Origin of the sequence: Micromonospora sp. NPDC005197 (genome assembly GCF_040608295.1) — a bacterium.
Classification (GTDB): domain Bacteria; phylum Actinomycetota; class Actinomycetes; order Mycobacteriales; family Micromonosporaceae; genus Micromonospora.
In genome coordinates, this window is sequence record NZ_JBEXHY010000061.1 from 1 (window position 1) to 23,826 (window position 23,826).

The window sequence follows — 23,826 nt, forward strand, 5'->3', positions numbered from 1 at the left end:
GGGGGGGGGGCGGTGGGGGTTAAATACAGACACGAGCCCGGCCACACCCACGCCGCGGCGGGGGGGGGGGGGGGGCCGGGCCCCCGCCCCCCCCCCCGCACGACGGAAAGGAGTCCCCGGGCATGACCGTCCAGCTCGACGCCCGACCGCCGGTCGCACCGGCAGCCGGGCACCAACGCCGATCGTCGGGTCGGCTCAGCCGGCTCGACACCCGCTTCTCGCCGTACCTCTTCATCGCCCCGTTCTTCCTGATCTTCGGAGTCTTCGGGGCGTATCCGCTGGCGTACACCTTCTGGGTCTCGCTGCACGACTGGGACCTGCTCGGCACCGACCACCCGTTCGTCGGCGCGGAGAACTACACCCGGCTGCTCGCCGACGCCGACTTCTGGCACGCGCTGGTCAACACGATGGGCATCTTCGTCATCTCCACGGTGCCGCAGCTGCTCGCCGCGCTCTGGCTGGCCAACCTCCTGAATCGAGGGCTGCGGGCGCGTACGGGCTGGCGGATGGCGGTGCTCGTCCCCAACGTCACCTCCACCGCCGCCGTGGCGATCGTCTTCGGGGTGCTCTTCGGCCGCGAGTTCGGCATGATCAACTGGCTGCTCGACCTGGTCGGGATGGACGCGATCGAGTGGAAGTCCAACCGGGTCGCCTCCTGGGTGGCCATCTCCGCCATGGTCGACTGGCGGTGGACCGGCTACAACGCGCTGATCCTCCTGGCCGCGATGCAGGCCATCCCCCGCGACCTGTACGAGGCGGCGGCGATCGACGGCGCCAACCGCGCCCGGCAGTTCTGGTCGGTCACCGTGCCGCTGCTCAAACCGACGATCATCTTCTGCACGATCATCGCCACCATCGGCGGCCTGCAACTCTTCACCGAGCCCCGGATGTTCAACTCCGGCACCAACCCGATCCGCGGCGGGCCGCTGCGCGAGTCGCAGACCCTGACCATGTACATGTTCGAGAACGCCTTCGCGCCGCACTACAACTTCGGTTACGGCTCGGCGGTGGCGTGGCTCCTCTTCGCGCTCATCGCGATCGTCGCGGCGGTCAACGTGCTGATCCTGCGCCGACTCGGCGGCGGGGCCGGCCCTCGCAAAGGAGCAACCCGATGAGCCGCCTCTGGCGGGCGAGCCCGCTCACCTACCTGGCCCTGATGTTCGCCGCCGTTCTGTCGATCTTCCCGATCTGGTGGATGTTCGTCGTCGCCAGTCGCAGCAACGACGCGATGGGCCAACTGCCACCCCCGGTCACACCGGGCGGCAACCTGGGCGCGAACATCGCCCGCCTGTTCGACAACACCGACGCGTACTTCCTCACCGGTCTGATCAACTCGGTGATCGTGGCCACCACGGTGACCGTCTCGGTGGTGTTCTTCTCCAGCCTGGCCGGGTTCGCCTTCGCGAAGCTGCGCTTCCGGGGGCGCAACGCGCTGCTGTTGGTGATCATCGCGACGATGATGGTGCCGACGCAGCTCGGCGTGATCCCGCTCTATCTGCTCATGACCAAGTTGCAGTGGAACGACCGGCTGCCCGCGGTGATCGTCCCGGTGCTGGTCACCGGCTTCGGGGTGTTCATGATGCGGCAGTACGCCGGCCAGGCCATCAGCGACGAGCTCATCGAGGCCGCCCGGATGGACGGCTGCGGCACCCCGCGGATCTGGTGGCACGTGGTGCTGCCGGCGCTGCGCCCGGCCGCGGCCGTGCTCGGCCTGCTCACGTTCATGACCACCTGGAACGACTTCCTGTGGCCGTACGCTGTGCTGAACGACCCGGCGAACCCGACCGTTCAGCTCTCCCTGCGAGCGCTGTCCGACGGGTATTACCAGGACATGTCGCAGGTGTTCACCGGGACGGCCATCGCGACGCTCCCCCTGCTGCTGGTCTTCGTGCTGTTCGGCCGCCAGATCATCGGCGGGATCATGGAAGGTGCGGTCAAAGCGTGAATGAACTCCGGTTTCCCGAGCACTTCCTCTGGGGTGCGGCCACCGCCGCGTACCAGATCGAGGGCGCGGCCCGCGACGACGGTCGCGGCCCGTCCATCTGGGACACCTTCTGCCGTACGCCAGGCAAGGTGTACCAGGGCCACACCGGCGACGTCGCCTGCGACCACTACCACCGGTACGCCGACGACGTGGCGCTGATGGCCGAGCTGGGCCTGCGGGCGTACCGGTTCTCGGTCGCCTGGCCCCGGATCCAGCCCGACGGCAGCGGCCCGGTCAACCCGCGCGGGCTGGACTTCTACGACCGGCTCACCGACACCCTGCTCGCCCGGGGCATCGACCCGATCGTCACCCTCTATCACTGGGACCTGCCGCAGAGCCTGGAAGACCGGGGCGGCTGGACCAACCGGGACACCGCCGAGCACTTCGCCACGTACGCCACCGCCGTGTACGCCCGCCTCGGCGACCGGATCGACGTCTGGACCACGCTCAACGAGCCGTGGTGCTCGGCGTACCTCGGTTACGGCAACGGGGTGCACGCGCCGGGCGAGCAGGACGGCGCCGCGGCCTTCACCGCCGTACACCATCTGCTGCTCGGGCACGGCCTGGCGGCGCGGGCGCTGCGGGCGGCCGGCGCGCGCAGCGTCGGCATCACCGTCAACCCGGCCGATGTACGGCCGGCGGACCCGCAGAGCGCGGCCGACGCCGCCGCCGTCCGCCTGGTCGACGGCCTGCACAACCGGATCTTCCTCGACCCGCTGCTGGCCGGGGGCTATCCCGACGACGTACGCGAGCACGTGGCCCGCATCGTCGAGCCGACGTTCATCCGCGACGGCGACGAGAAGCTGATCGCCGCCCCGATCGACCTGCTCGGCATCAACTACTACGCGCCCACCTACGTCGCCGGCCGCCCCGACGGCGACGGCGACGGCGCCTACCCGGGCACCGAGGGCGCGGTGCACTTCCTGCCGCCGGCCGGGCCGCTCACCGACATGGGCTGGATGATCGAGCCGTCCGGGCTGACCCGGTTGTTGGAGCGGATCGCCACCGACTATCCCGGTGTGCCGCTGCTGATCACCGAGAACGGCGCGGCGTTCCCCGACAAGGCGGGCACCGACTCGCCGGCCGGGCCGGGACAGGTGATCGACAACGACCGGATCGCCTACCTCGACGGGCACCTGCGGGCGGCGCACGAGGCGATCTCCCGGGGCGTGGATCTGCGCGGGTATCTCGTATGGTCATTCCTGGACAACTTCGAGTGGTCGGAGGGTTACCGCAAGCGGTTCGGGATCGTGCACGTCGACTACCTGACCCAGCGGCGCACACCGAAGGCCAGCGCCCGGTGGTACCAGGAGGTGATCTCCCGGAACGGGCTGTGACGAGCGGGGGGAGAGTCGCGATGACCACGGCACAGCGGCCGACGCTCGAGGCGGTGGCGGCACGGGCCGGGGTGTCCCGGGCCACCGTCTCCCGGGTCGTCAACGGCTCCACCACCGTCGCCGAACCCATCCGGGAGGCCGTCAACCGGGCGGTCGCCGAGCTGGGGTACGTGCCCAACCTGGCCGCCCGCAGCCTGGTCACCCAGCGGACCGACTCGATCGCCCTGGTCATGCCGGAGGCGGCCACCCGGGTCTTCTCCGACGACCAGGTCTTCCCCGGCATCATCCGGGGCGTCAGTCAGGAGTTGGAGGCCGCCGACAAGCAACTGGTCCTGATGCTGGCCGGCTCACCGGCCGGGCACCAGCGGGTCGAGCGGTACACCACCGGTCGCCACGTCGACGGAGTCCTCTTCGCCTCGCTGCACGGCGCCGATCCGCTGCCCGGCACGCTGGCCCGGCTCGGCATCCCCGTGGTGGTCAGCGGCCGGCCGCTCGGCGACGTACCCGTGCCGTACGTCGACGTGGACCACGTCGGCGGGGTCACCGCCGCCGTCCGACACATGATCGACGGTGGTCGCCGGCGGATCGCCACCATCGCCGGCCCGCAGGACATGGTTGCCGGGATCGAACGGCTGATCGGCTACCGGGAGACGGTAGCCGCCGCCGGGCTGCCCGAACTGATCGCCGTCGGCGACTTCACCCGGGAGTCCGGTGCGGCGGCGATGGACCGCCTGCTCGCCGACCATCCCGACCTGGACGGGGTGTTCGCCGCCTCCGACCTGATGGCACACGCCGCCCTGCGCACACTGCGCGCGGCCGGCCGGCGGGTGCCGGAGGACGTCGCGGTGATCGGCTTCGACGACATCGAAACCGCCGCCTACACCGAGCCGCCGCTGACGACCGTCCGGCAACCGATCGTGGAACTCGGCCGACGGATGACCCGGCAACTGCTCCGGCTGGCGGCCGGCGAAGCGATCGAACCGGCCGTCATGCTCGATACCGAGCTGATCATCCGCGCGTCGGCCTGACCCGTCTCGCTCTCAAGATCCGCTTTCAAGATCCGCACAACTTCGGTGTTGTTGCTGCTTCCCGGCGTCGGGAGGCAGCAACAACCCTGAAGTTGCTGCCCGGCGCGTTAATGCGTCGCCACCGTGCGCGATCGTCGTTAGCCTCGCCGGCATGCCGGATCCTGTCGCGTTGCTGCACGTGCCCGCTCTCTGCGACGTCGCCGAGTACGCGTACGCGGCCACCGTCGAGCCGCCCGCCCGCCTGGTGTTCACCGCCGGGGCGTGCCCGCTGGACGCCGAGGGCCGCACCGTCGCGCCGGGTGACCATGCCGCGCAGGCCCGGCAGGTGCTGGCGAACATGGAGACCGCCCTCGGCGCGGCCGACGCGCGGCTCACCGACGTCGTCAAGACCACCGTGTACGTGGCATCGTCGCGGCAGGCCGACCTGGTGACCGTCTGGGAGGTGGTCCGGGACTTCTTCGGCGACCACGATCCGCCCAGCACCCTGCTGGGTGTGGCCGTGCTCGGCTACACCGACCAGCTCGTCGAGGTCGAGGCCGTCGCCGCCGTACGGACGGGGGCCTGAGATGCGCATCCGTGTGGCGCAGCCCGACGACGCCCCGGGCGTGGTGGCCCTGCGGGCGAACGTCCACCCGTACCTGGTGCGTGGGGTCGAGTCGACCCGCAAGATGATCGCCGAACCACCGCCGATCGACGGCTGGACCGCGTTCGTGGCCGAGGTCGACGGCCAGGTGGTCGGCTGGACGTCCGCCGAGCCCAACACCTCGACATCGGTGCAGGGTTTCGGCGACGTCAGCATGCTGCACGTGCACCCCGAGCACCGCCGCAGGGGAATCGGGACGGCGCTGTTGACCGCCGCGACCGACCACCTCCGCCCTCTCGGGGTCCGCCGCGTACGCACCATGGCCGCAGCGGACTCGCTGCCCTTCGCCCGCCGGCACGGTTTCACGCCCAGCCGCGAGGTGCGCTACTCGGCGCTGGACCTGACCCCGCCGCCCGCGCTGCCCGAGCCGCCTCCGGGTGTACGACTGCGGCCGATCGCCGAGCTGGACCCGCACCTGCTCTACGAGGCGAACGTCGCCGCAGCCGTCGACGAACCCGGTGACGTACCCGTCGACGCGGTCACCTTCGAGAGCTGGCAGTACGACGTGTGGGACAACCTCGGACTGGACAAGACCGCCAGCACCGCCGCCGAGGTCGACGGCGAGGTGGCCGCGTTCAGCCTGGTCAAGCGGGACGGGGAGCGGATGTGGTCGGACTACACCTGTTCCGTCCCGACGTACCGGGGTCGAGGGCTCGCCCGACTGGCCAAGACGGCGGCGCTGCACCAGGCCGCCGAAGCCGGCGTACGGGTCGCGTACACCTCGAACGACGAGTCCAACGCGCCGATGCTGGCGATCAACGCCCGGCTGGGCTACCGACCGGTGGCGACCCTGTGGGCCTGCCTGGCCGACCTGACCTGATCAGTCAGCTCGATTGTCGCTGCGCGGGCGCGTCCACTTCAGGAACCGCGCGACGTACACCGCGGGGTCCGGGCGCAAGCCGAGCTTCAGCGCGTCGGCGAACGCCTCCCACGCGAGCGTGGTCAACATGAGCAGCATCCCGACCCGGTCGCCATGCCAGCGGGACAGCAGCGACAACCGCGCGGCTGAACACGGCCAGTGGGCGCCGCAGCGGGTACAGCGCCAGTGCGGCAGCCCGGGGTGATGCGGACGCGGACGCGGGCTCATCCGGCGCAGATGGGCTTGCGGGCGGTCGGCCGGCGAATGGTCGGCCGGACGTTCAGCGGTTGTACGCCTTCGCGTCGCACGTAGAGCTCACGCCGGGCGATCGCGTCGCCGCGCGCGCCCAGCTCGTACGCGTCCAGCCACACCCACCCGTCGTACGTGTCCCACTGCAACTCGCGGATGACCCGCACGGTTATCGGATGCAGGAACTGCACGCTCGCGGTGGCCGACAGGCGTAGCAGGTCGCCGGCCCGGAATGTCGGTCCTGGTGCTGCGGGCATGTTTCCCCCTCCGTGGGCTAGGAGGGGCCGCCCCTGAGTGCTTGCCCACGAGGCGGCCCCGGGCCGACACCGCCGCCGGGCTTCGCCTCCACCAGCAGTGCCGCTCATCTGACACCCTGCCCAGAGGAGCTGGACGGCTACACCCCGTAGATATACGTTCGATAGACGTTGGGGACGTCCAGTAGGAGGCGACCGTGAATCAGGCGCTACGGGCTGCACTGGCGGACTCGGGCGAGACTGTGGAGAGTCTTGCCGAGCGGGTGGGAGTAGACCCCAAGACGGTTGCACGCTGGGTCACGCCGGGCAGAGTTCCCCACCCCCGCCACCGAGCGGCAGCGGCGAGCGTCCTAGGGCTTGATGTGGGGGACATTTGGCCGGACGTTTTAAAGCGCCGTGAGCCGGCGTGGCTGCGGCCGTGGGTCGAGACAGAGCTTCAGGCGACCGCCCTCCGCGCGTTTCAGGTTTCTGTGATTCCCGGTCTGCTACAGACACCGGAGTACGCGTCGCTAGTCCTCAGTAGCGGGTTGCTGGACGCGGACGAGGTTGCGGGTTACGTCGAAACGCGACTCCGCCGACAGGCGGCGGTCCTTAACCGGCGTAAGCCCCCGCTCTTCATCGCAGTCATCGACGAATGCGCGTTGCGCCGTGGGGAGCCCGACATCATGCATCCCCAGCTAGACCACCTGATCGAAATGGCGCAGCGGCCTAACACCTTCCTTCATGTGTTACCGCTTGACGCGGGCATGCACGCCGGGCAGGCCGGGCCGTTCGTCATTGCTACCACCGAGGATGGCGACGTGGGATACCTGGACGACCAGGCAGCCGGCCGACTGACCAACGAGACAGCCCCGCTCTGGGCCATCTGGGATACGCTGCGATCAGTGGCTCTTCCACGGCGCCACACCATCGACTTCTTGAAGGCACGAACATGGCTGACCTGACCGGCGCCGAATGGCGTACCAGCACCCGAAGCAGCTCTAACGGCGGCGACTGCGTCGAGGTCGCGGACAACCTGCCGGGCGTCGTCGCGGTCCGCGACTCGAAGGATCGCGATGGCGGCACGCTCCGGTTCGACCGTCACACCTGGCGGGGCTTCGTCGACATGGTGAAGACCGCCGCCCTCTGAGCAGCCACATCAACAAGACCCTCGGGTAGACCGGGGGTCTTTCGGTATGCCCACTGCCGGCGATGGCGCACCGATACGACGAGATCTTGGACAGTTTCCGTTAGCTGCCAACGGAAAGTGTCCAAGATCTGCGGCCGGACCCGCCGGGGCCGGCGGGTCCCCGGGGCCGGCCGGGGCCGACGGGCCGGCCGGGACCGGCGGGCGCGGCAGCGCCGCGCGAGCGCGTCGCACTTCGAATCCTTGATCACTTGATGGTGACCAGTTCGAACCCGCTTCTGACAACTGGTCAGCATCACGTGATCAAGGAGGGAGCGCGCGCCCTACGCGACGTCGAAGACTTCGCGTGCCGTCGCGTACGTATCCGCGCCGAAGAGCACCAGGCGTGCCTCGGTGACCGTCGCCAGCGTGGCCGACCGCAGCACCGACAGCGCCTGACGGACCGCGTCGTCGACCGGCCATCCGTAGATGCCGGCGGAGATCAGCGGAAACGCGACCGTCGTCGCGCCCAACTCGTCTGCCACGCGCAGGCTGTTGGCGTAACAGTCGCGCAGCAGCGCCGAGCGGTCCTCGGTGGACGACCAGACCGGGCCGACGGTGTGGATCACCCAACGGGCGGGCAGCTCGCCGGCGGTGGTTGCCACCGCCTGGCCGGTGGGCAGGCCCTTGCCGTACCGGGACGCCCGCAGCGCCCGGCACTCGGCCAGGATGGCTGGCCCGCCGCGTCGGTGGATGGCACCGTCGACTCCGCCGCCGCCGAGCAGGGACGAGTTCGCGGCGTTGACGACGGCATCCACCCGCTGGGCGGTGATGTCCCCCTCGACCAGGGTGATCTCCATGTCAGCTCTCCTCGATCGACTGGCCCAACGAGCGGCGGGCCAGCAGGGTGGCACCGGCGACCGCGGCCGGCATGACCAGCACCGCGCCGAGCGGAATGAGGAAGCAGAGGAAGACCGCCACCCCGAAGCCGAGCGCCATGGGCCGGTCCGCCTTGAGGATCGTCCGGCGTTGCGGCAACCGCATGCCACGTCGGTAGAACGGCGCTCCGACCAGCTCGACGGCGAGGAACCAGCCACCCACCGCCGCCCCGATCACCGGCACGACCGTCTGGCCGACCACCGGAATGAAACCGGCGAAGAAGAGCGGGATGCCGACCAGCGCCGTGAGGGCCACCAGGCGTACCGAGTCGGCGAGGCTGCGGCGCAGTGACGACCAGAACGGCACGTCCACGGCGTCCGGGGTGCCGCCGAGCCGCTCCTCCACCATCTCGGAGATCTTCTCGTAGAACGGGTCACCGATGACCAGGGTGACCGCGGTGAAGCTGACTACCGCGAGCAGGCCACCGAGCCCGATGAAGGCCAGCCCGGCGATCACCCGGACCAGGCTGCGGCCGGTGCTCGACCAGTCGTCGGCGAACGGGGTGACCAGGGCGGCGAGGTCGTCCACGAAGTACACGAGGGTGGCGATCGCGACCACGAAGAGCGCGCCGGAGATCAGCGCCGGCACCAGACCGAGCAGCATGAGCTTCGGGCTGCGGACGTACATGCCCAGTCCGCGCAGGAGCAGCCTGACCCCGAGGAGGAAGCGTCCGACGACCCCGGTCACCGGGCTGGCGATTCTGCTGACGTCCACGATCGAGCAGCCTAACGACAGGTGATCGAATTCGCCGGACGGCGAGCGGCACGAGGCAGGATGGGCGGGTGCGCGCGTCCCGACTGATCTCGCTGCTGCTGCTGTTGCAGTCGCGCGGATCGATGACGGCGGGCGAGCTGGCACGGGAGCTGGAGATTTCCGAGCGGACCGTCTACCGGGACGTCCTGGCGCTCTCCGCAGCGGGCGTGCCGGTCTACGCCGACCGGGGTCGGGCCGGCGGTTACCGCCTGCTCGGCGGCTATCGCACCCGGCTGACCGGTCTGACCCGGGACGAGGCGGAGGCGCTCTTCCTCGCTGGGCTACCGGGGCCCGCCGGTGACATGGGGCTCGCCGACGCGGTCGCGTCCGCCGAGCTGAAGGTGCTCGCCGCGCTGCCACCCGCCCTGCGCGACGCGCCGGCCCGTACCGGGCAGCGGTTCCACCTGGACGTGCCGGGCTGGTTCCGGGAGACGCCGCCACCACCGTGGCTGGCCGAGCTGGCGCGGGCGGTCTGGAGCGACCGGGTGGTGGATCTGCGCTACCGACGCGGCGAGAAGGAGGTGACCCGCCGAGTCCAGCCGTACGGCCTGGTGCTCAAGAGCGGCGTCTGGTATCTGGTCGGCCGGGTCGGCGAGGATGTCCGCACCTACCGGGTGGACCGCGTGACCGGGGTCGAGGTGGGCGAGGAGCACTTCGAGCGCAACGAGGGCTTCGACCTGGCCGGGCACTGGCGGGAGCAGGCCGGGGAATTCCTGCGGACCATGCTGCGGGCCGAGGTGACCGTCCGGCTCAGCCCCGCCGGCCTGCGCCAGCTCCGACGCCTGGTCGATGCCCCTTACGTGTACGACGAGGTGGTCGCCTCCGTGGGCGAGCCCGACGAGCAGGGCTGGGTGGTGGCCCGGCTGCCCGTCGAGTCGGTCGGCGTCGCGTACGCCCAGTTGCTGGCGCTGGGCCCGGAGGTGGAGGCGCTCGACCCGCCGGAGCTGCGCGCGGAAATGGCGGGCGCGGCACGCCGGGCCGCCGCACGCTACGACGGCCCGGCCGTGCCGTGACACCGGTCAGCGGGCCAGCAGGTCAGCGGCCCGCCGGTGACCGGTCAGCGGGTCAGCGGTAGCCGGTGACGTCGGCCGGCTTGCCGGCGCCGACCACCTCGGTGATGTACCGGATGGCCTCCGGCTGGCTGCCGTCGACGTCGGTGAAGCCGTACACCTTCGACAGCGTGCCCGCGTCGACGGACTGGCCGTTCCAGCGGGCCTTCTCCTCGTCGGCGGCGAGCGCTGCCACCGCGCGGCCGACGAAGGCCGGCGTCTCCGAGATGAGGAAGTGCGGGTCGGTGGCGGCCCCGTCGCGCCAGTTCTCCTCGGTGACGCCGAAGTGCTCCAGCATGGCCTCGGAGCGGAGCCAGCCGGGGGTGAGCGCGACCGCCGTGCCACCGTGCGGCTTCAGCTCGTGCGCCTGGGTGAAGGCGAGCCGGTTGACCGAGACCTTGGCCAGGTCGTAGAAGACCGAGAGGCGGTAGTTCTCGTCGTTGTACGCCTTGGTGCCGTCGCCGATCTCCACGACCAGGCCACCGGGCTGACGGATCAGCAGCGGCAGGGCGAAGTGGCTGGTGATGATGTGCGTGTCGACGGCCAGCCGCAGGGTGCGGAAACCCGCCTCCAGCGGCTGCTCCCAGACCGGCTTGTCCCAGGTCACCAGGGGGTCGCCGCCCCAGATGTCGTTGACCAGCACGTCGAGTCGGCCCTGCTCGGCGTCGATCCGGGCGACCAGGTCGCGGACCTGTTCGGGCACCAGGTGGTCGACCTGCACGGCGACGCCGGTGCCGCCGGCCGCGGTGACCAGCTCGGCGGTCTCCTCGATGGTCTCCGGCCGGTCCATCTCCGAACGGCCGGCGCGGCTGCTGCGACCGGTGGCGTACACGGTGGCGCCGGCGGCACCCAACTGGACCGCGATCTGTCGACCGGCGCCCCGGGTGGCACCGGCGACGAGCGCGATCTTTCCTGCGAGCGGTTGTGTCATGCCTGCGAGGCTGCCAGCGATACCTGACAGCCGGCGTCCGAATTTGTCAGTCCACCAACCGGACGCGGACCCGGCGGTTGGCCCGACCCTTGCTCTCCACCTTGACCACCTGCACCTTGCCGATCTGGGCGGTGGACGCGACATGGGTGCCGCCGTCGGCCTGCACGTCCAGTCCGACGATGTCGACGATCCGGACCTCCTGCTCGTCCGGCGGGATGAGGTTGGACTGGGTACGGATGATGTCCGGAAGGGCCAGCGCCTCGGTGCGCGGCAGCACCCGGGTGGCGACCGCGCGGTCGGCGGCCACCTCGGCGTTGACCAGCTCCTCGATGCGACTCTTGAAGTCCGGCGGAACCTCGGGGAGGTTGAAGTCCATCCGGGCCTCGCCCGGCTCCATCGAGTTGCCGGTGACGAGCGCGCCGAAGTCGCGGAACACCACACCGCAGAGCACGTGCAGCCCGGAGTGGGTACGCATCAGACGGGTGCGGCGCTCGTCCTCCACCGCGCCGACAACCTCGGTGCCGACCGGCGGCAGCGGGTCACCCTCGGCGGGGATCAGGTACGGGTCGTCGCCCTTGCGGGTGCCGACGATCCGGGTCTGCACGCCCTGCCAGAGCAACACGCCGTGATCCGGCGGTTGGCCGCCGCCGCCCGGGTAGAACGCCGAGCGGTCCAGGACGATGCCCTGCTCCGGGTCGGCGTGCAGGACCGTGCAGGTCCACTCACGCACGGTCGGGTCGGCGAGATCCAGCCGGTGCGTCCGGCCATGCTGTGTGACGCCCATGACAGGCCACGTTACCCGTTGAGGAAGCCGGAGATCCGCTCCCGCAGGTCGGCGCGTTCCGTCCAGAGCACCCCCGGTCGGTCGTACACGTGCAGGGTGGCCTGGGGCAGCGCGGCGGCGAGCTGCTCGGCGACCTCGACCGGGTGCAGGTCGTCGCCCGCGCAGCCGATCACCAGGGCCGGCGCGGTGACCGCCGCCAGGGCGGTCGCGTCCTGCAGCGGCGCCTGCTCCGGAAGCGTGGCCAGGCCGTCGGCCAGACCGTCGCGGAGCAGCTGGTCGAGCCGCTGCCGCAGGTACGCCCAGCCGGCCGGCGTGTTGCGGACCGCCGCCGGCAGCTCCAGCGCGACGACGTCGGCGACCGCCGAGGCCTCGCCGCTCTCGACGGCCTCCAGCAGGGCGGTGATGCGGTCCCGGGCGACCGGACTGCGCGGCTGGTCGAGGACCGCCGGCAGGAAGAACACCAGTTTCTCGAAGCGCTCCGGGCTCTCGGCCAGCAGGCGGCACAGTGCACCCGCGCCGAGGCTCGCCCCGAACGCCCGGCTGGCGCCGCCCAGATCCGCGATGGCCCGCAGATCGCGGGCCAGGTCGAGGTAGGTCCACGGGCCGGCCGGCGCCTCGGAGCGACCGTGACCCCGGAACTGGAAGAACAGCCGACGACCGGCCACCCCGCTGCCGAACGGGCGTGTGGTGGCGATCCCGTTGCCCAGCCCGTGCGCGAACACGGTGACCGGGTCACCGACGCCGGTGACCAGGCGCTCCAGCTGCACGCCGTGCGGGGTGGCGACCAGCTCCGTCTCCGGCTCCGGCAGAGCCGGCCGGCCGGTACGCGGCCCGCCCGGACCCGGCCCCCAGGTGCGGGGGCCGCTGTCGGGCGGAGGCGGCCAGCGAAAACCTCTCACCAGAACCCTTTGCCGTCACTGAGGTCGCGGAGACCGACCCGGACGTCGAGCAGATAGATCAGCGCGGCGGCGATGCCGATCAGTCCGAAGAGGCTGATCGGACCGCGGCTGAGCAGGATCAGCACGAGGCAGACCGCCAGGATGGCGATCCAGCCACCCTTGGGCAGCGTCCCGATGGCGGAGAAGGCGTCGGAGCGCTGCGTGATGGCATGCACCAACGCGACACCCTGGATGATCAACGCGAAGACGAGCAGGATCAGCTCGATCACGTAACGGACTTCGAACGCGAAGATCGGCGCGGCGGTGGCCATGCCGGCAAGTTTATGTCGGCGACCCCGACTACGTCCGTCAAGGACGCCGTCGGGATCGCCGACAGGACGAACTACTCGGCCGCCGGGCGGGTCCGCTTGGTGGCCCGGGGCAGCTTGGCCGACGGGGTCTCGGCCGGCTTCGCGGCCTTCGCCCGGGCAGCCTTCTTGACGGCGGCCGGCTTGGCCTCGGCGATCTCGGCCACCTCGGCCGGGCTCGGCACCTCGGCCGGGGCCGGGGTCACAGCCGGGGCGGTGGCAGCCGGCGCGGCCGGGGCGGGCGCGGCCTGGGTGGCCTCGATGTCGGCGTTGACCGTCTCGGCGGCCTCCAGCACACCAGCGCCGACGACCCGCTCACCACGGGCCACCAGCGCGCCGTACGCGGCGTACGCCCGCTCCTGCGCGGCCTGGGCACCGGCGATCACCACGGCGGCGTTGCGGGTCGCGGCGGTCCGCAACTTGTCGATGTCGGCGACCTCGCGGAGCTTGGTCAGGTCGGCCGCCTCGCGGAGCTTGGTCAGGTCAGCCGCCTCGCGCAGCTTGGCCAGGTCCAGCTCGGCCTGCGCGCGACCGCGCAGGGTCTCGGCGGTCTCGTTGGCGGTACGCAGCGTCTCGGTGGCCTTCTGGCGCAGCTCGAAACCGGTCAGCACGGCCCGGCCGCCGAGGTCGGCGACGACCCGGGTGCCGTGGAGACCGACGGCCGCGGGCAGCTTGCGCAACTGCTCGAGGGCCAACTCGGCGGCACCGGCGGCGGCGTAGATCGGGGCGGGGATGCGGTTGGTCTTCGGCTCGGTCATGACGTCTCCTCCTCGGCCGCCTCGGCGGCCTTGCGGACCGCCGGTCCGGCGGCCTTCTTCTCGGGGGTGCTGGTGCTGCTCTTCTCGGGGGTGCTGGTGCTGCTGCCCGGGGCGGGGGCGGTGCCCGCCTCGGTGACGGCGACCGACTCGAGCACGGCCTCGGTCGGGGTGCCGCCCGCGGTGGTGGGGCCGGTGGCGGCCAGGTTGGCCACGTCGGCCGGCTCGTCGGCGACGTCGGTCGGGGTGGAGGACCTGGTCACTCCGGTGGTGCCGGCGACGTCCGGGCTTCCGCTGGCCGGGCCCTCGGCGGCCGGACCCTCGGCGGCCGGGCTCTCGGCGGCGGCCTTGGCCTCGGCGAGGCGGGCGTTCTCCCGGCGGAACGTCTCGTAGATCTGGCTGAGCGACTGCTTCTGGGCCATCGTGAGGTCGGGGTCCACCGCGATGGCGGCGAGCACCCCGTGGCCCTCCTTGTCGTCGAGCAGCCCGGCCCGCAGGTACATCGCCGGGGTCGAGACCCGCAGCGCGCTGGCCAGTTGCTGGAGCACCTCGGCGCTGGGCTTGCGCAGCCCGCGCTCGATCTGGCTGAGGTACGGGTTGCTGACCCCCGCCTGCTCGGCGAGCTGACGCAGCGAGATCTTGGCGTTGCGCCGCAGATCGCGGATGAACCCGCCGACGTCGGGAAGGTCCTTGGGTGTGGCCATGGACACGACGCTAATGCCGCCTGCTAGCTCTTGCAAGCGAAATGCTTGCCAAAGTTAGCAAGGTCTCAGCATCACGTTTGCGCGCCGCTCGCCGGATCCGTACGGTCCGTTGGTGCACAAGATCACAGTCAACGGAGCATCTCTCGCGTACGACGAGGTCGGCAGCGGTTCGCCCGTCGTGCTGCTGCACGCCGGCATCGCGGACCGGCGGATGTGGCGGGGCGTCGTGCCCGCGCTCGCCGCCCGGCACCGGGTGATCGTCCCGGACCTACGCGGGTACGGCGACTCCGAGCTGCCCCCGACGCCGTTCGCGCACCACGACGACGTGGCCGGCCTGCTGGACGCCCTCGACCTGCCCCGGGCCGCGCTGGTCGGCTGCTCCTTCGGTGGATCGGTCGCCGTCGACACCGCGCTCGCGCATCCGGACCGGGTGAGCGCGCTCGCCCTCTTCGACACGGCGCTCTCCGGCAACGAGTGGTCCGACGAGGCCAACGACCTCTGGGACGACCTGGTCGGCGAGGTCGACCCGGACGACTTCGTCGCCGGGGCGGCCGGCGAGGTGCGGTTCTGGGTGGTCGGGCCCGGTCGTCAGCCGGCCGACGTCGACCCCGAACTGCTGGCGTTCGCGCAGGAGATGGACCAGCGCGCCCTGGCCGCCGAGCTCGCGCTCGGCGCGGTGGAGGTGGGCGAGCTGACGCCTCCGGCGATCGGCCGCCTCAGCGAGCTGCGGGTGCCCGTCCTGGTCACCGCAGGCGCCGCCGACGTACCGGACATCAGCCGCCTCGCCGACCGGATCGCCGCCGAGGTCCCCGGCGCGGTACGGCTGCCGGATGTGCCGGATGCCGCACACCTGTTGCCCCTGGAGCGTCCGGAGCCCGTCAACGCCGCCCTGCTCGACTTCCTGAGCTGACCGGCGGCGCGCGCAGCCCTGACCGCGCGGCGCGCACAGCCCTGACCGCCCCTCTGCCAGCGACGCCAAGGGGCCGCCGACGGCCCCGCACCCCCGGCCGCCAGCAGACCCGCCGCCAACGACGGGGCTGACGCCACGACGAGCGCTATACCTCACGGTCATATTCATGCCTGTGAGGTATAGCGCTTGATCAGGCGTTGGCCGCCGTGCCGGGCAGCCGGATCGCCGACCGGTGGACCGGTGGTGTCACCAGAGCGGGCGGACCGCCCCGACCGGAACGCCACCGCCGAAGAGCGGCACCTCGGCGTACTCGGCCAGCACCGGCGCGTCCACACCGAGCCGGCGCAGCGCGGAGACCAGCACCGGCATCCGGGCCCGGTCGGCCCCATCGTCGATCTTCAGAGCCACCGCGCCGACGCCCGGCAGCCCCACCGCGAACACGCCCTCGGCGCCGACCTTGGCCAGCAGGCCCGGGACACCGCGCATCAGCCGGGTGTCGTCGGCCTGGGTGCCACCGACGATCTCCGGGTGCGCCCGCATCGCGTCGGCCACCGTGCGCGGCGCCGAGCCCGGCTCGGCGCCGACCAGCCGGAGGTACGCCCCGGCCAGGCCGGTCAGCGACACCGCCAGCACCGGGGCACCGCAGCCGTCCACCCCCACCGCCGCCGCCTGCTCGCCGGTGAACTCCTCGATGGCGGCTCGCAACCCCTGCTGCAACGGGTGCTCCGGCCGCCAGTAGCCGTCCCGCGGCCACCCGGCGGCCTCGCAGGTCAGCAGCATTCCGCTGTGCTTGCCGGAGCAGTTCATCTGCACCCGGCTCGGCCCGCCCCCGGCCCGCAGCACCGCCTCCCGGGCCGCCGCACCCACCGGCAGGTCGGGCGGGCAGTGCAGCGCCGAGGCGTCCAGCCCGGCCCGGTCGAGGAGCGCGCCGACCCGGGCCAGGTGGAAGTCCTCCCCCGCGTGGCTCGCCGAGACCAACGCCAGGTCGGCCGGATCGGTAAGCGTCAGGCCGGCGCGGAGCATCCCGATCGCCTGCATCGGCTTGCTGGCCGAGCGCGGGAAGATCGGCGCGGTCACGTCCCCGGCGGTCGCCAGCGGCACCCCGGCGGCGTCCAGCACCACCACCGAGCCGCGGTGCGCGCCCTCCACGAACCCGGACCGGACCACCTCGGCGAGCGGCACGCCGCCCTCGTACGTCTTTCCCACGTGCTGGACGGTACCGAGGGGCCGAGGCTGCCCGTCGGCGGGGTGACCAGGTGGTCCACCGCCCGGGTGACAGGGGCGCGGAAGGTGTCCGGCCTTACAGCCCGAGCAGCGCGCGGGCCTCGGTGGTGGTCAGCGGCGGTCGCTGGGCGAGTTGGGCGAAGCCGACCGCGCGGGCGACCAACTGCATGTTGGACTCGACCGCCCGACCCTTGGCGTACGTCACCGTGTCCTCCATGCCGACCCGCAGGTGCCCGCCGGTGGACAGCGAGGCGAGCATGACCGGGATCGTGCTGCGGCCGATGCCAGTGGCCGAGAAGGTGGTGCCCGCGGGCAGGTCCGCCAGCATCCGGTGGGCGGCGACAAGCGTCTCGGTGGTGCCCGGCATGCCGCCCGGCACCCCCATCACGAAGTCGACGTGCACGTGACCGCCCGCCGGCAGGCCGTACTTGCCGAGCAGCCGCTGCAACGCGGACAGGTGGCCGAGGTCGAAGATCTCGTACTCCGGCACGATGCCGCGCTCCTGCATCCGGGTGTGCAGGTCGACGATGAACTCCCAGCGGTTGAGGAAGACGTCGTCGCCGAAGTTGACCGTGCCCATGGTGCAGGAGGCCATGTCCGGACCCGCGTCGAGCACGGCGAGCCGGGACGCCTCCGGGTCGGTCACCGCGCCGCCGGAGGAGAGCTGCACGATCAGGTCGGTGCTCTCCCGCAGTGCCGCCACCGTCTCGGCCAGCCGGGCCGGGTCGAGGGTCGGCCGCGCCTCGTCGTCGCGGATGTGAACGTGGATCACGGCGGCGCCGAGCGCCTCGCACTCCTTGGCGGTGAGCAGCAGCTCGTCCAGGGTCACCGGCAGCGCCGGCACCTCCGCCTTGGCCGACTCCGCGCCCGTCGGGGCCACCGTGATCAACGTCCCTGTCGTCATGCCGGCGATCCTAGACGCCCCGGTCAGGACGGGTCGATCGCCGCCGCGGTCTCGCCGATCATCAGCGCGGCGTCGTCCGGGACGTTCCGCTTCAGGACGGCGAGAGCGACCTGACCCAGCTCGTGGTGCAGCACGGCGGTGCCCACGAAGCCCACCGCCCGGCCGTCGAGGGTGACCGGCGTACCGGCGGTCGGCGGCTGGTCGGTGGTCACCCCGTCCAGGTGCAGCAGCACCAGGCGGCGCGGCGGCCGACCCATGTTGTGTACGCGGGCCACCGTCTCCTGACCCCGGTAGCAGCCCTTGTCCAGGTGCACCGCCGGGCCGATGAGGTCCACCTCGGCCGGGATGGTCCGGTGATCGGTGTCCACCCCGACCCGGGGCTGCCGGGCGGCGACCCGGATCGCCTCGTACGCCCAGAGGCCGGCGACCGGCACGCCCGCGCCGCGCAGCTCGGCGACCACCTGCTCCATCGCCGAGCGGGGCACCAGCAGGTCCACCCCGAGCAGGCCGCGACGCGCCCACCCGCCGATCGGCAGCGGTCGGACGTCGTACCGGATGCCCGCTCGGGGCGGCACGGCCCCGGCGGCGAACTTCGGACCCGGCACCGGCACCAGGTCCGGCGCGGCCAGCCCGGTCACGCCGAGCGTGCCCAGGGCCTCCGGCGCCGCCGGCCCGACCAGCGACAGCAGCGCCCGCTCGGCGGTGGCGTCGCGGGGGTCGACCCTGCTGAAGAACCGCATCTTCTCCAGGTACGCCAGCAGACCGTCGGTCGCCCCCGGCTCGGTGTCCAGCCAGGTCGTCTCGCCGTCCTCGGCGACCAGGGCGTGCTGCTCGACGTGCCCGTGCGGCGAGAGCACCAGCAACTCGGTGCCCTCGCCGGCGGCCAGCGTGCTCAGGTGCTGCGAGGTGATCGTGTGCAGCCAGCCGGCCCGCTCCTTGCCGGGCACCGCGATGATCCCCCGGTGTGACCGGTCGACCAGGCCGACCTCGGTGTCCAGGACGCGCTGCTCGCGCAGCGGATCGCCGTAGTGCGCGGCCACCCCCCGCACCCCGACCGCGACGTGCGCCGGGTCCGGCTGGTCACGGCTGGCCTCATCGATGCTCTCGACGGCCACCGCGCCCGCGATGTCGATCATTTTTGATCCCCGTTCTCGCAGCGGTCGCAGACGCCGAAGAGTGACACGTGCCCGATGTCCACCCGGAAACCCCGCTGCGCGGCCAACTGCTCGGCGAGCGGGCGGAGCAGCTCCGGATCGATCTCGTCGATCGCGCCGCACTCCCGGCAGACCAGGTGGACGTGTTGGTGCTCACCCGCCGCGTGGTAGGTCGGCGAACCGTGCGAGAGGTGGGTGTGGGTCACCAGGCCGAGCCGTTCCAGCAGCTCCAGCGTGCGGTAGATGGTGGTGATGTTGACGCCGGCGGCGACCTCCCGGACGGCGGTGTGCACCTGCTCCGGTGTGGCGTGGCCCAGATCGAGCACCGCCTGGAGGACGAGCTGCCGCTGGGCCGTCAGCCGCAGCCCACGGGCCCGGAGCATTTCCGCGAGGGAGGATTCGGACACCGTCCGATCATAGTTCGGCGGCCGTGGCTACCTCCGCCGTGCGACGCCCGTCGCTACCCTCGACCCTCATGGCGACGTCCTTCACCGGGCAGGTTCCGGTCGGCCCGACCGCGCGGATCGCCGTGCTCGGGCAGGGCCCGGTCCCGGCCACGGAGCCGGTGGTACGCGGCGACGACCGTGGCGTCCTGCACGGCGACGGGCTCTTCGAGAGCATGCACCTGCGCCAGGGCCGGCCGTGGCTGCGCGACGAGCACCTGGCCCGGCTGGCCGTGTCGGCCGCCGCCATCGAGCTGGCCGTGCCCGACGCCGCCGCGTTGACCGACCTGCTCGACACGGTGTGCGCCGGCTGGCCGGCGCGGGTCGAGGGGGCGTTGCGGCTGGTCTGCACCCGGGGCCCGGAGGCCGGCGCACCGACGGTCTACGCCACGCTGAGCGAGGTGCCGGCGGCGGCGCGGATGGCGCGACGGGACGGGATCAGCGTCGCGAACCTGCCGCTCGGGGTGCCCGCCACCGCCCGCGCCGAGTTGACCTGGCTGCCCGCCGGGATCAAGTCCACCTCGTACGCGGTCAACAGCGCCGCCCGCCGCTGGGCCCGCGCCAACGGGGTGGACGACGTGCTCTGGATCTCCTCCGACGGGTACGCCCTGGAGGGGCCCACGGCCAACGTGGTGTGGCTCACCGGCGACACGCTCCGCACGGTGCCGGCCGCCACCACCGGCATCCTGCCCGGCACGACCGTCGCCTGGCTGCTCGCCCACGCCGGCGAGCTGGGCCTGAGCGCCGCCGAACGGATGGTCACCCCGGCCGAGCTGCACGACGCCGACGGGGTGTGGTTCGCCTCGTCGGTGCGCGGGCTCACCGAGGTCCACACGCTGGACGGGGTGCGCCGGGACCGTTGCCCGCGCACCCCCGCCCTGCAGTCGCTGCTGGGTTTCCCCGTCGGCTGAAGCGTCAGCCGCCGACCCGGACGAGCCGGGCGGAGAGGTGCGCGCTGAGTGGGTGACCCATCGCCGCCATCTCCTGGGCGTAGAGCAGCGCCCCCTCGACGATGCCGAAAAGCCGGTGCCCGCCGGTGACCTCCTTGGCGGTCGCCGTCCGGACCACCGCGTCGGTGGCGAACTCGACCTGGGTGCCGGTGCGCTTGCCGAGGTGCAGCTCCATCACCCCGGTGGGGGTCGTGAGCAGGGCCTCCAGCTCGTCGGTTGCCCGACCGTCCACCAGCACCGGTCGCCACCAGCCGACCTCACGCCCGGCCGGGCGGACGGGCCTGCTCTGCTCGTCGAGGATCCAGGCGCGCGACTCGTAGTGCAGGAACGGCCGGCCGTCGTGGCTGATCCGGATCTCCTGCGCGTAGTCGAAGTCCTCGATGGTGGGGAAGCCACCCTTGCCCCGGCCGCGCCACAGACCGATGTACGGCAGCAGGCCGTCCAGCGCCGGGTGCAGCTTCGGGCCGACCCGCAGGTCGTGACTCTCCTCGAACGGGTACTCCTCGACCGGCGGCGCGTTCAGCCACGGTGGCTGCAGCGGGTTCTCGTCGCTCACCGTGCCACCTTCGTTCGCGACTGCGGGGCTCGCAGGCCCGGCTCACTCCTCGCGCTCACCAACGTCCCCTCGAAATCTTTACTGCCAGGTAGACCAGGCCGCCGGCGAGCCCGCCCAGGCCGGCGACCAGCAGGCTGACGAACCCGATCTCGGTAACCATCGTGACCATCCTATGCTGGGCCTCATGGCCCGCTCTCTCGTCGTCAAGGTCACCGCTGGGGCGGACGCCCCGGAGCGGTGCGCGCAGGCGTTCACGGTCGCCGCCACGGCGGTCGCGGCCGGCGTGGACGTGTCGCTCTGGCTGACCGGGGAGTCGACCTGGTTCGCGCTGCCCGGCCGCGCCCAGGAGTTCGAGCTACCGCACTCCGCGCCGCTGGCCGAGCTGCTGCACGTCATCCTGACCAGTGGTCGGGTGACCGCCTGCACCCAGTGCGCGGCCCGGCGGGAGATCGGCCCGGACGACGTACTGCCCGGTGTGCGGATCGCGGGCGCCGCGGTCTTCGTCGAGGAGGCGTTGGCCGAGGGCACGCAGGCGCTGGTCTACTGACCACCGGCACACCTCGGGGCGACGGTATGGGCGGACTCCCGATACCGACCCGACATCTCGGACAGCTGCCTACGATTCGACTGTGACCGAGGCGACGGAGAGGTTCTTCGAATCGCTGCCGACGCGTGCCCCCGCGGTCCTTGGCGGCCTGGCCAGGGGGACCCTGCAGATCGATCTCGGCACCGGCCACCGGACCGAACACTGGCTGGTCCGGATGCGGCCGGGAGCGGTACAGGCCAGCCGCGAGCGGGGTCCGGCCGACGCCATCTGGTTCAGCAGCTCGGCCCTGTTCGACAGGCTGATCACCGGCGAGGCCCAGGCGCTCGCGGCGGTACTGCGCAACGAGAGCACCTTCAGCGGTGACGTGGTGCTCTTCCTGGCCTTCCGCCGCTTCTTCCCGAACCCGCCGGGCACCCGCGACCCGCGCGAGGTGGCCCGGGAGGCAGTCGGGCGGCGGACGTGAACGATCTCGTCAGCATCCTGGACGGCAACACCTTCCTGGTCAGCGACCGACGCGGCGACATCGAGCCGTCCTTCACCTTCCCGACCGGGTTGTTCTCCTTCGACACGCGTTTCCTGTCCAGTTGGGTGCTCACCCTCAACGGCGAGCGGCTGCACGCACTCTCGATCGACGACAGCCAGTCGTACCGGACGACGTTCTTCCTCGCTCCCGGCGAACCCACCCACTACCTGGACGCCAAGTGGTCGGTGATCCGCAGCAGAGAGATCGGGGGCAGCTTCGACGAGGAGCTGACCGTGCTCAACCACTCCGGCGAGGAGGGTGAGTTCACCGTCCGGATCGAGATGAGCAGCGACTTCGCCGACCTGTTCGAGATCAAGCACGCCCGGGAGAAGGTGGGCCGGACGACGGTCGCGGCGACCGACAACGAGCTGCGGTTGACGTACCGGCGGGAGGCGTTCCGCCGGGAGACCGTGGTCCGCTCCACGGTTCCGGCGCAGGTCGACAACTCCGGAATGACCTTCCGGGTCCGGATCGACAGCAACAGCGAGTGGACCACCCGGCTGCACGTCTCCACCGTCGTCTACGGGGCCCGGGGCGAGGACATCCGGGCCACCCTGCCGTACGCGGGCAGCCGCAGCGGGGACGCCATCCGCGCCGAGCAGCAGGAGCTGATCGACCGGGCGCCGAAGCTCGGCTGTGACTGCGAGCCGCTGGCCGGGGCGTACCGGCGCAGCCTCAACGACCTGGCCGCGCTGCGCTACGAGTCGATCGCCCTGGGCGTACGGCTGATCGCCGCCGGGCTGCCGTGGTTCATGACCCTGTTCGGTCGGGACAGCATCATCACCTCGTTGCAGGTGCTGCCGTTCCTGCCGGAGCTGATCCCCCCGACCATCTTCATGCTGGCCGGTCTCCAGGGGCACCGGGTGGACGACTTCCGGGACGAGGAGCCCGGCAAGATCCTGCACGAGCTGCGGTACGGCGAGACCGCCGGCTTCGAGGAGCAGCCCCACTCGCCGTACTACGGGTCGGCCGACTCGACCCCGCTGTTCGTCATCCTGATCGACGAGTACGAGCGCTGGACCGGCGACACCGCGCTGGTCAAGCGGCTGGAGCCGAACATCCGGGCGGCCCTGGAGTGGATCGACACGTACGGCGACCTGCTCGGCACCGGCTACCTCTGGTATCGGACCCGCAACCCGGAGTCCGGGCTGCAGAACCAGTGTTGGAAGGACTCCTGGGACGCCATCTCGTACGCCGACGGCCGGCTGCCCGGCTTCCCCCGGGCCACCTGCGAGTTGCAGGGCTACGCGTACGACGCGAAGATCCGGACCGCCCGGCTGGCCCGGAAGGTCTGGAACGACCCGGCGTACGCCGACCGGCTGGAGCGGGAGGCGGCGGCGCTCAAGCAGCGGTTCAACCACGACTTCTGGATCGCCGACCGGGAGTACTACGCGCTCGCCCTGGACGCCGACGGCCGGCAGGTGGACGCGCTCACGTCGAACATCGGGCACCTGCTGTGGAGCGGGATCGTGGACGAGTCCCGGGCCCGCAAGGTGGTCGACCACCTGCTCGGGCCGAGACTCTTCTCGGGCTGGGGGGTGCGGACCCTCGCCGAGGGCGAGGGTCGGTACAACCCGATCGGCTACCACGTGGGCACCGTGTGGCCGTTCGACAACTCGATCATCGCCTGGGGCCTGGGCCGGTACGGCTACCGGGAGGAGGCCGGGCTGATCTGCGACTCGATGCTCGCGGCGTCCCGCTACTTCGACGGGCGGCTGCCGGAGGCGTTCGCCGGCTACGCCCGCAGCCGCACCGGCTACCCGGTGGAGTACCCGACCGCGTGCAGCCCGCAGGCCTGGTCGAGCGGCACCCCGCTGCTGTTGCTGCGGGTCATGCTGGGGCTGGAACCGCAGGGCGAACACCTGATCATCGATCCGGCTGTGCCACCGGGCATGGGCCGGGTGGAGCTGCTGGACATTCCCGGCCGCTGGGGCCGCGTGGACGCGTTGGGTCGCAGCCGAGGCCCGCAGGATCACCAGACGGGCGGCTGACCCG

30 protein-coding genes are annotated in these 23,826 nt (G+C 71.8%); 14 read left to right on the forward strand and 16 right to left on the reverse strand.

From position 1 onward, the window contains the following. Positions 1-122: 122 nt before the first annotated feature. From ABZU46_RS19710 to ABZU46_RS19735, 6 genes are all read left to right on the forward strand, one after another. A complete protein-coding gene (locus tag ABZU46_RS19710) occupies positions 123-1,115 on the forward strand; it encodes a sugar ABC transporter permease (protein ID WP_354859775.1) in 993 nt (330 codons plus the stop codon). After that, positions 1,112-1,945: a carbohydrate ABC transporter permease gene (locus ABZU46_RS19715; RefSeq protein ID WP_354859777.1), complete on the forward strand. Its 834-nt coding sequence runs from the start codon at positions 1,112-1,114 to the stop codon at positions 1,943-1,945. Before ABZU46_RS19710 ends, ABZU46_RS19715 begins: the two co-directional genes overlap by 4 nt. Further along, positions 1,942-3,321, forward strand: a complete 1,380-nt coding sequence (locus tag ABZU46_RS19720; RefSeq protein ID WP_354859778.1) for a GH1 family beta-glucosidase — start codon at positions 1,942-1,944, stop codon at positions 3,319-3,321. Before ABZU46_RS19715 ends, ABZU46_RS19720 begins: the two co-directional genes overlap by 4 nt. A 20-nt stretch (positions 3,322-3,341) precedes the next feature. After that, the gene (locus ABZU46_RS19725; RefSeq protein ID WP_354859779.1) at positions 3,342-4,349 is read left to right on the forward strand and encodes a LacI family DNA-binding transcriptional regulator; all 1,008 of its coding nucleotides are present in this window, start codon (positions 3,342-3,344) and stop codon (positions 4,347-4,349) included. A gap of 151 nt (positions 4,350-4,500) precedes the next feature. Beyond that, the gene (locus ABZU46_RS19730; RefSeq protein ID WP_354859782.1) at positions 4,501-4,914 is read left to right on the forward strand and encodes a RidA family protein; all 414 of its coding nucleotides are present in this window, start codon (positions 4,501-4,503) and stop codon (positions 4,912-4,914) included. A 1-nt stretch (position 4,915) separates the two neighbouring features. Next, the gene (locus ABZU46_RS19735; RefSeq protein WP_354859785.1) at positions 4,916-5,812 is read left to right on the forward strand and encodes a GNAT family N-acetyltransferase; all 897 of its coding nucleotides are present in this window, start codon (positions 4,916-4,918) and stop codon (positions 5,810-5,812) included. Here ABZU46_RS19735 and ABZU46_RS19740 read toward each other — a convergent pair whose 3' ends face one another. Continuing rightward, complete coding sequence (locus ABZU46_RS19740; RefSeq protein ID WP_354859787.1) at positions 5,813-5,989, reverse strand: hypothetical protein; 177 nt, start codon at positions 5,987-5,989, stop codon at positions 5,813-5,815. Positions 5,990-6,075: 86 nt separating this feature from the next. Continuing rightward, positions 6,076-6,357, reverse strand: coding sequence for a hypothetical protein (locus ABZU46_RS19745; RefSeq protein ID WP_354859790.1), 282 nt, complete (start codon positions 6,355-6,357; stop codon positions 6,076-6,078). A 194-nt stretch (positions 6,358-6,551) separates the two neighbouring features. Here ABZU46_RS19745 and ABZU46_RS19750 point away from each other — a divergent pair, with 194 nt between their 5' ends. After that, positions 6,552-7,298 carry a helix-turn-helix transcriptional regulator gene (locus ABZU46_RS19750; RefSeq protein ID WP_354859792.1) on the forward strand — a complete coding sequence of 249 codons (747 nt, stop codon included), beginning with the start codon at positions 6,552-6,554 and terminating at the stop codon, positions 7,296-7,298. Further along, positions 7,295-7,483 carry a DUF397 domain-containing protein gene (locus ABZU46_RS19755; RefSeq protein ID WP_354859857.1) on the forward strand — a complete coding sequence of 63 codons (189 nt, stop codon included), beginning with the start codon at positions 7,295-7,297 and terminating at the stop codon, positions 7,481-7,483. The genes ABZU46_RS19750 and ABZU46_RS19755 overlap by 4 nt, the downstream gene beginning before the upstream one ends. A 320-nt stretch (positions 7,484-7,803) precedes the next feature. Here ABZU46_RS19755 and ABZU46_RS19760 read toward each other — a convergent pair whose 3' ends face one another. Then, positions 7,804-8,319: an O-acetyl-ADP-ribose deacetylase gene (locus ABZU46_RS19760; RefSeq protein WP_354859794.1), complete on the reverse strand. Its 516-nt coding sequence runs from the start codon at positions 8,317-8,319 to the stop codon at positions 7,804-7,806. A 1-nt stretch (position 8,320) separates the two neighbouring features. Then, positions 8,321-9,112 carry an EI24 domain-containing protein gene (locus ABZU46_RS19765; RefSeq protein WP_354859795.1) on the reverse strand — a complete coding sequence of 264 codons (792 nt, stop codon included), beginning with the start codon at positions 9,110-9,112 and terminating at the stop codon, positions 8,321-8,323. A 68-nt stretch (positions 9,113-9,180) separates the two neighbouring features. Here ABZU46_RS19765 and ABZU46_RS19770 point away from each other — a divergent pair, with 68 nt between their 5' ends. Beyond that, positions 9,181-10,164 carry a WYL domain-containing protein gene (locus ABZU46_RS19770; protein ID WP_354859797.1) on the forward strand — a complete coding sequence of 328 codons (984 nt, stop codon included), beginning with the start codon at positions 9,181-9,183 and terminating at the stop codon, positions 10,162-10,164. A 52-nt stretch (positions 10,165-10,216) separates the two neighbouring features. On the opposite strand, the gene ABZU46_RS19775 is transcribed toward ABZU46_RS19770, so the two are convergent. The 6 genes from ABZU46_RS19775 to ABZU46_RS19800 all read right to left on the reverse strand — a co-directional run bounded on the left by ABZU46_RS19775 (position 10,217) and on the right by ABZU46_RS19800 (position 14,620). Beyond that, positions 10,217-11,131: an SDR family oxidoreductase gene (locus ABZU46_RS19775; protein ID WP_354859798.1), complete on the reverse strand. Its 915-nt coding sequence runs from the start codon at positions 11,129-11,131 to the stop codon at positions 10,217-10,219. 46 nt (positions 11,132-11,177) lie between these two features. Then, a complete protein-coding gene (locus ABZU46_RS19780) occupies positions 11,178-11,915 on the reverse strand; it encodes an alanyl-tRNA editing protein (protein ID WP_354859800.1) in 738 nt (245 codons plus the stop codon). Between the two features lie 11 nt (positions 11,916-11,926). After that, positions 11,927-12,814 (reverse strand): alpha/beta hydrolase, encoded by an 888-nt coding sequence (locus tag ABZU46_RS19785; protein ID WP_354859803.1) that lies wholly within the window; start codon positions 12,812-12,814, stop codon positions 11,927-11,929. After that, positions 12,811-13,125 carry a DUF2516 family protein gene (locus ABZU46_RS19790; RefSeq protein ID WP_234582317.1) on the reverse strand — a complete coding sequence of 105 codons (315 nt, stop codon included), beginning with the start codon at positions 13,123-13,125 and terminating at the stop codon, positions 12,811-12,813. The genes ABZU46_RS19785 and ABZU46_RS19790 overlap by 4 nt, the downstream gene beginning before the upstream one ends. Before the next feature lie 71 nt (positions 13,126-13,196). Beyond that, positions 13,197-13,919 carry a hypothetical protein gene (locus ABZU46_RS19795; RefSeq protein WP_354859806.1) on the reverse strand — a complete coding sequence of 241 codons (723 nt, stop codon included), beginning with the start codon at positions 13,917-13,919 and terminating at the stop codon, positions 13,197-13,199. Next, a complete protein-coding gene (locus tag ABZU46_RS19800; RefSeq protein WP_354859808.1) occupies positions 13,916-14,620 on the reverse strand; it encodes a helix-turn-helix domain-containing protein in 705 nt (234 codons plus the stop codon). Before ABZU46_RS19800 ends, ABZU46_RS19795 begins: the two co-directional genes overlap by 4 nt. A 112-nt stretch (positions 14,621-14,732) precedes the next feature. Here ABZU46_RS19800 and ABZU46_RS19805 point away from each other — a divergent pair, with 112 nt between their 5' ends. After that, the gene (locus tag ABZU46_RS19805) at positions 14,733-15,530 is read left to right on the forward strand and encodes an alpha/beta hydrolase (protein ID WP_354859810.1); all 798 of its coding nucleotides are present in this window, start codon (positions 14,733-14,735) and stop codon (positions 15,528-15,530) included. Between the two features lie 246 nt (positions 15,531-15,776). Here the strand turns inward: ABZU46_RS19805 and ABZU46_RS19810 are convergent, their stop codons facing one another. The 4 genes from ABZU46_RS19810 to ABZU46_RS19825 form a co-directional block, all read right to left on the reverse strand. Then, positions 15,777-16,736 (reverse strand): asparaginase, encoded by a 960-nt coding sequence (locus ABZU46_RS19810; protein WP_354859813.1) that lies wholly within the window; start codon positions 16,734-16,736, stop codon positions 15,777-15,779. Between the two features lie 94 nt (positions 16,737-16,830). Then, positions 16,831-17,658, reverse strand: a complete 828-nt coding sequence (locus tag ABZU46_RS19815; RefSeq protein ID WP_354859816.1) for a 3-keto-5-aminohexanoate cleavage protein — start codon at positions 17,656-17,658, stop codon at positions 16,831-16,833. A gap of 23 nt (positions 17,659-17,681) precedes the next feature. Beyond that, complete coding sequence (locus ABZU46_RS19820) at positions 17,682-18,794, reverse strand: folate-binding protein (protein ID WP_354859818.1); 1,113 nt, start codon at positions 18,792-18,794, stop codon at positions 17,682-17,684. Then, positions 18,791-19,219 (reverse strand): Fur family transcriptional regulator, encoded by a 429-nt coding sequence (locus ABZU46_RS19825; RefSeq protein WP_354859821.1) that lies wholly within the window; start codon positions 19,217-19,219, stop codon positions 18,791-18,793. Before ABZU46_RS19825 ends, ABZU46_RS19820 begins: the two co-directional genes overlap by 4 nt. Positions 19,220-19,287: 68 nt before the next feature. Here ABZU46_RS19825 and ABZU46_RS19830 point away from each other — a divergent pair, with 68 nt between their 5' ends. Then, complete coding sequence (locus tag ABZU46_RS19830) at positions 19,288-20,166, forward strand: aminotransferase class IV (protein WP_354859823.1); 879 nt, start codon at positions 19,288-19,290, stop codon at positions 20,164-20,166. Between the two features lie 4 nt (positions 20,167-20,170). Here ABZU46_RS19830 and ABZU46_RS19835 read toward each other — a convergent pair whose 3' ends face one another. After that, a complete protein-coding gene (locus tag ABZU46_RS19835; RefSeq protein WP_354859826.1) occupies positions 20,171-20,761 on the reverse strand; it encodes an FABP family protein in 591 nt (196 codons plus the stop codon). Positions 20,762-20,816: 55 nt separating this feature from the next. Then, the gene (mtfM, locus tag ABZU46_RS19840; protein WP_305076120.1) at positions 20,817-20,921 is read right to left on the reverse strand and encodes a small membrane protein MtfM; all 105 of its coding nucleotides are present in this window, start codon (positions 20,919-20,921) and stop codon (positions 20,817-20,819) included. 12 nt (positions 20,922-20,933) lie between these two features. Between mtfM and ABZU46_RS19845 the strand changes: the two genes are divergently transcribed. The 3 genes from ABZU46_RS19845 to ABZU46_RS19855 all read left to right on the forward strand — a co-directional run bounded on the left by ABZU46_RS19845 (position 20,934) and on the right by ABZU46_RS19855 (position 23,822). After that, a complete protein-coding gene (locus tag ABZU46_RS19845) occupies positions 20,934-21,308 on the forward strand; it encodes a DsrE family protein (protein WP_354859829.1) in 375 nt (124 codons plus the stop codon). An 82-nt stretch (positions 21,309-21,390) separates the two neighbouring features. After that, the gene (locus ABZU46_RS19850) at positions 21,391-21,771 is read left to right on the forward strand and encodes a hypothetical protein (RefSeq protein ID WP_354859832.1); all 381 of its coding nucleotides are present in this window, start codon (positions 21,391-21,393) and stop codon (positions 21,769-21,771) included. Then, a complete protein-coding gene (locus ABZU46_RS19855) occupies positions 21,768-23,822 on the forward strand; it encodes a glycogen debranching N-terminal domain-containing protein (protein ID WP_354859834.1) in 2,055 nt (684 codons plus the stop codon). Before ABZU46_RS19850 ends, ABZU46_RS19855 begins: the two co-directional genes overlap by 4 nt. The last annotated feature ends 4 nt before the right edge of the window (positions 23,823-23,826 follow it).

What these genes read in the sequence shown, in the direction of transcription:
- ABZU46_RS19790 (WP_234582317.1), bottom strand. Translation starts at nt 13,125, where the DNA reads ATGGCCACCGCCGCGCCGATCTTCGCGTTCGAAGTCCGTTACGTGATC.
- ABZU46_RS19775 (WP_354859798.1), bottom strand. Translation starts at nt 11,131, where the DNA reads ATGACACAACCGCTCGCAGGAAAGATCGCGCTCGTCGCCGGTGCCACC.
- ABZU46_RS19830 (WP_354859823.1), top strand. Translation starts at nt 19,288, where the DNA reads ATGGCGACGTCCTTCACCGGGCAGGTTCCGGTCGGCCCGACCGCGCGG.
- mtfM (WP_305076120.1), bottom strand. Translation starts at nt 20,921, where the DNA reads ATGGTTACCGAGATCGGGTTCGTCAGCCTGCTGGTCGCCGGCCTGGGC.
- ABZU46_RS19710 (WP_354859775.1), top strand. Translation starts at nt 123, where the DNA reads ATGACCGTCCAGCTCGACGCCCGACCGCCGGTCGCACCGGCAGCCGGG.
- ABZU46_RS19725 (WP_354859779.1), top strand. Translation starts at nt 3,342, where the DNA reads ATGACCACGGCACAGCGGCCGACGCTCGAGGCGGTGGCGGCACGGGCC.
- ABZU46_RS19730 (WP_354859782.1), top strand. Translation starts at nt 4,501, where the DNA reads ATGCCGGATCCTGTCGCGTTGCTGCACGTGCCCGCTCTCTGCGACGTC.
- ABZU46_RS19735 (WP_354859785.1), top strand. Translation starts at nt 4,916, where the DNA reads ATGCGCATCCGTGTGGCGCAGCCCGACGACGCCCCGGGCGTGGTGGCC.
- ABZU46_RS19745 (WP_354859790.1), bottom strand. Translation starts at nt 6,357, where the DNA reads ATGCCCGCAGCACCAGGACCGACATTCCGGGCCGGCGACCTGCTACGC.
- ABZU46_RS19815 (WP_354859816.1), bottom strand. Translation starts at nt 17,658, where the DNA reads ATGACGACAGGGACGTTGATCACGGTGGCCCCGACGGGCGCGGAGTCG.
- ABZU46_RS19820 (WP_354859818.1), bottom strand. Translation starts at nt 18,794, where the DNA reads ATGATCGACATCGCGGGCGCGGTGGCCGTCGAGAGCATCGATGAGGCC.
- ABZU46_RS19715 (WP_354859777.1), top strand. Translation starts at nt 1,112, where the DNA reads ATGAGCCGCCTCTGGCGGGCGAGCCCGCTCACCTACCTGGCCCTGATG.
- ABZU46_RS19780 (WP_354859800.1), bottom strand. Translation starts at nt 11,915, where the DNA reads ATGGGCGTCACACAGCATGGCCGGACGCACCGGCTGGATCTCGCCGAC.
- ABZU46_RS19760 (WP_354859794.1), bottom strand. Translation starts at nt 8,319, where the DNA reads ATGGAGATCACCCTGGTCGAGGGGGACATCACCGCCCAGCGGGTGGAT.
- ABZU46_RS19845 (WP_354859829.1), top strand. Translation starts at nt 20,934, where the DNA reads ATGCTGGGCCTCATGGCCCGCTCTCTCGTCGTCAAGGTCACCGCTGGG.
- ABZU46_RS19800 (WP_354859808.1), bottom strand. Translation starts at nt 14,620, where the DNA reads ATGGCCACACCCAAGGACCTTCCCGACGTCGGCGGGTTCATCCGCGAT.
- ABZU46_RS19795 (WP_354859806.1), bottom strand. Translation starts at nt 13,919, where the DNA reads ATGACCGAGCCGAAGACCAACCGCATCCCCGCCCCGATCTACGCCGCC.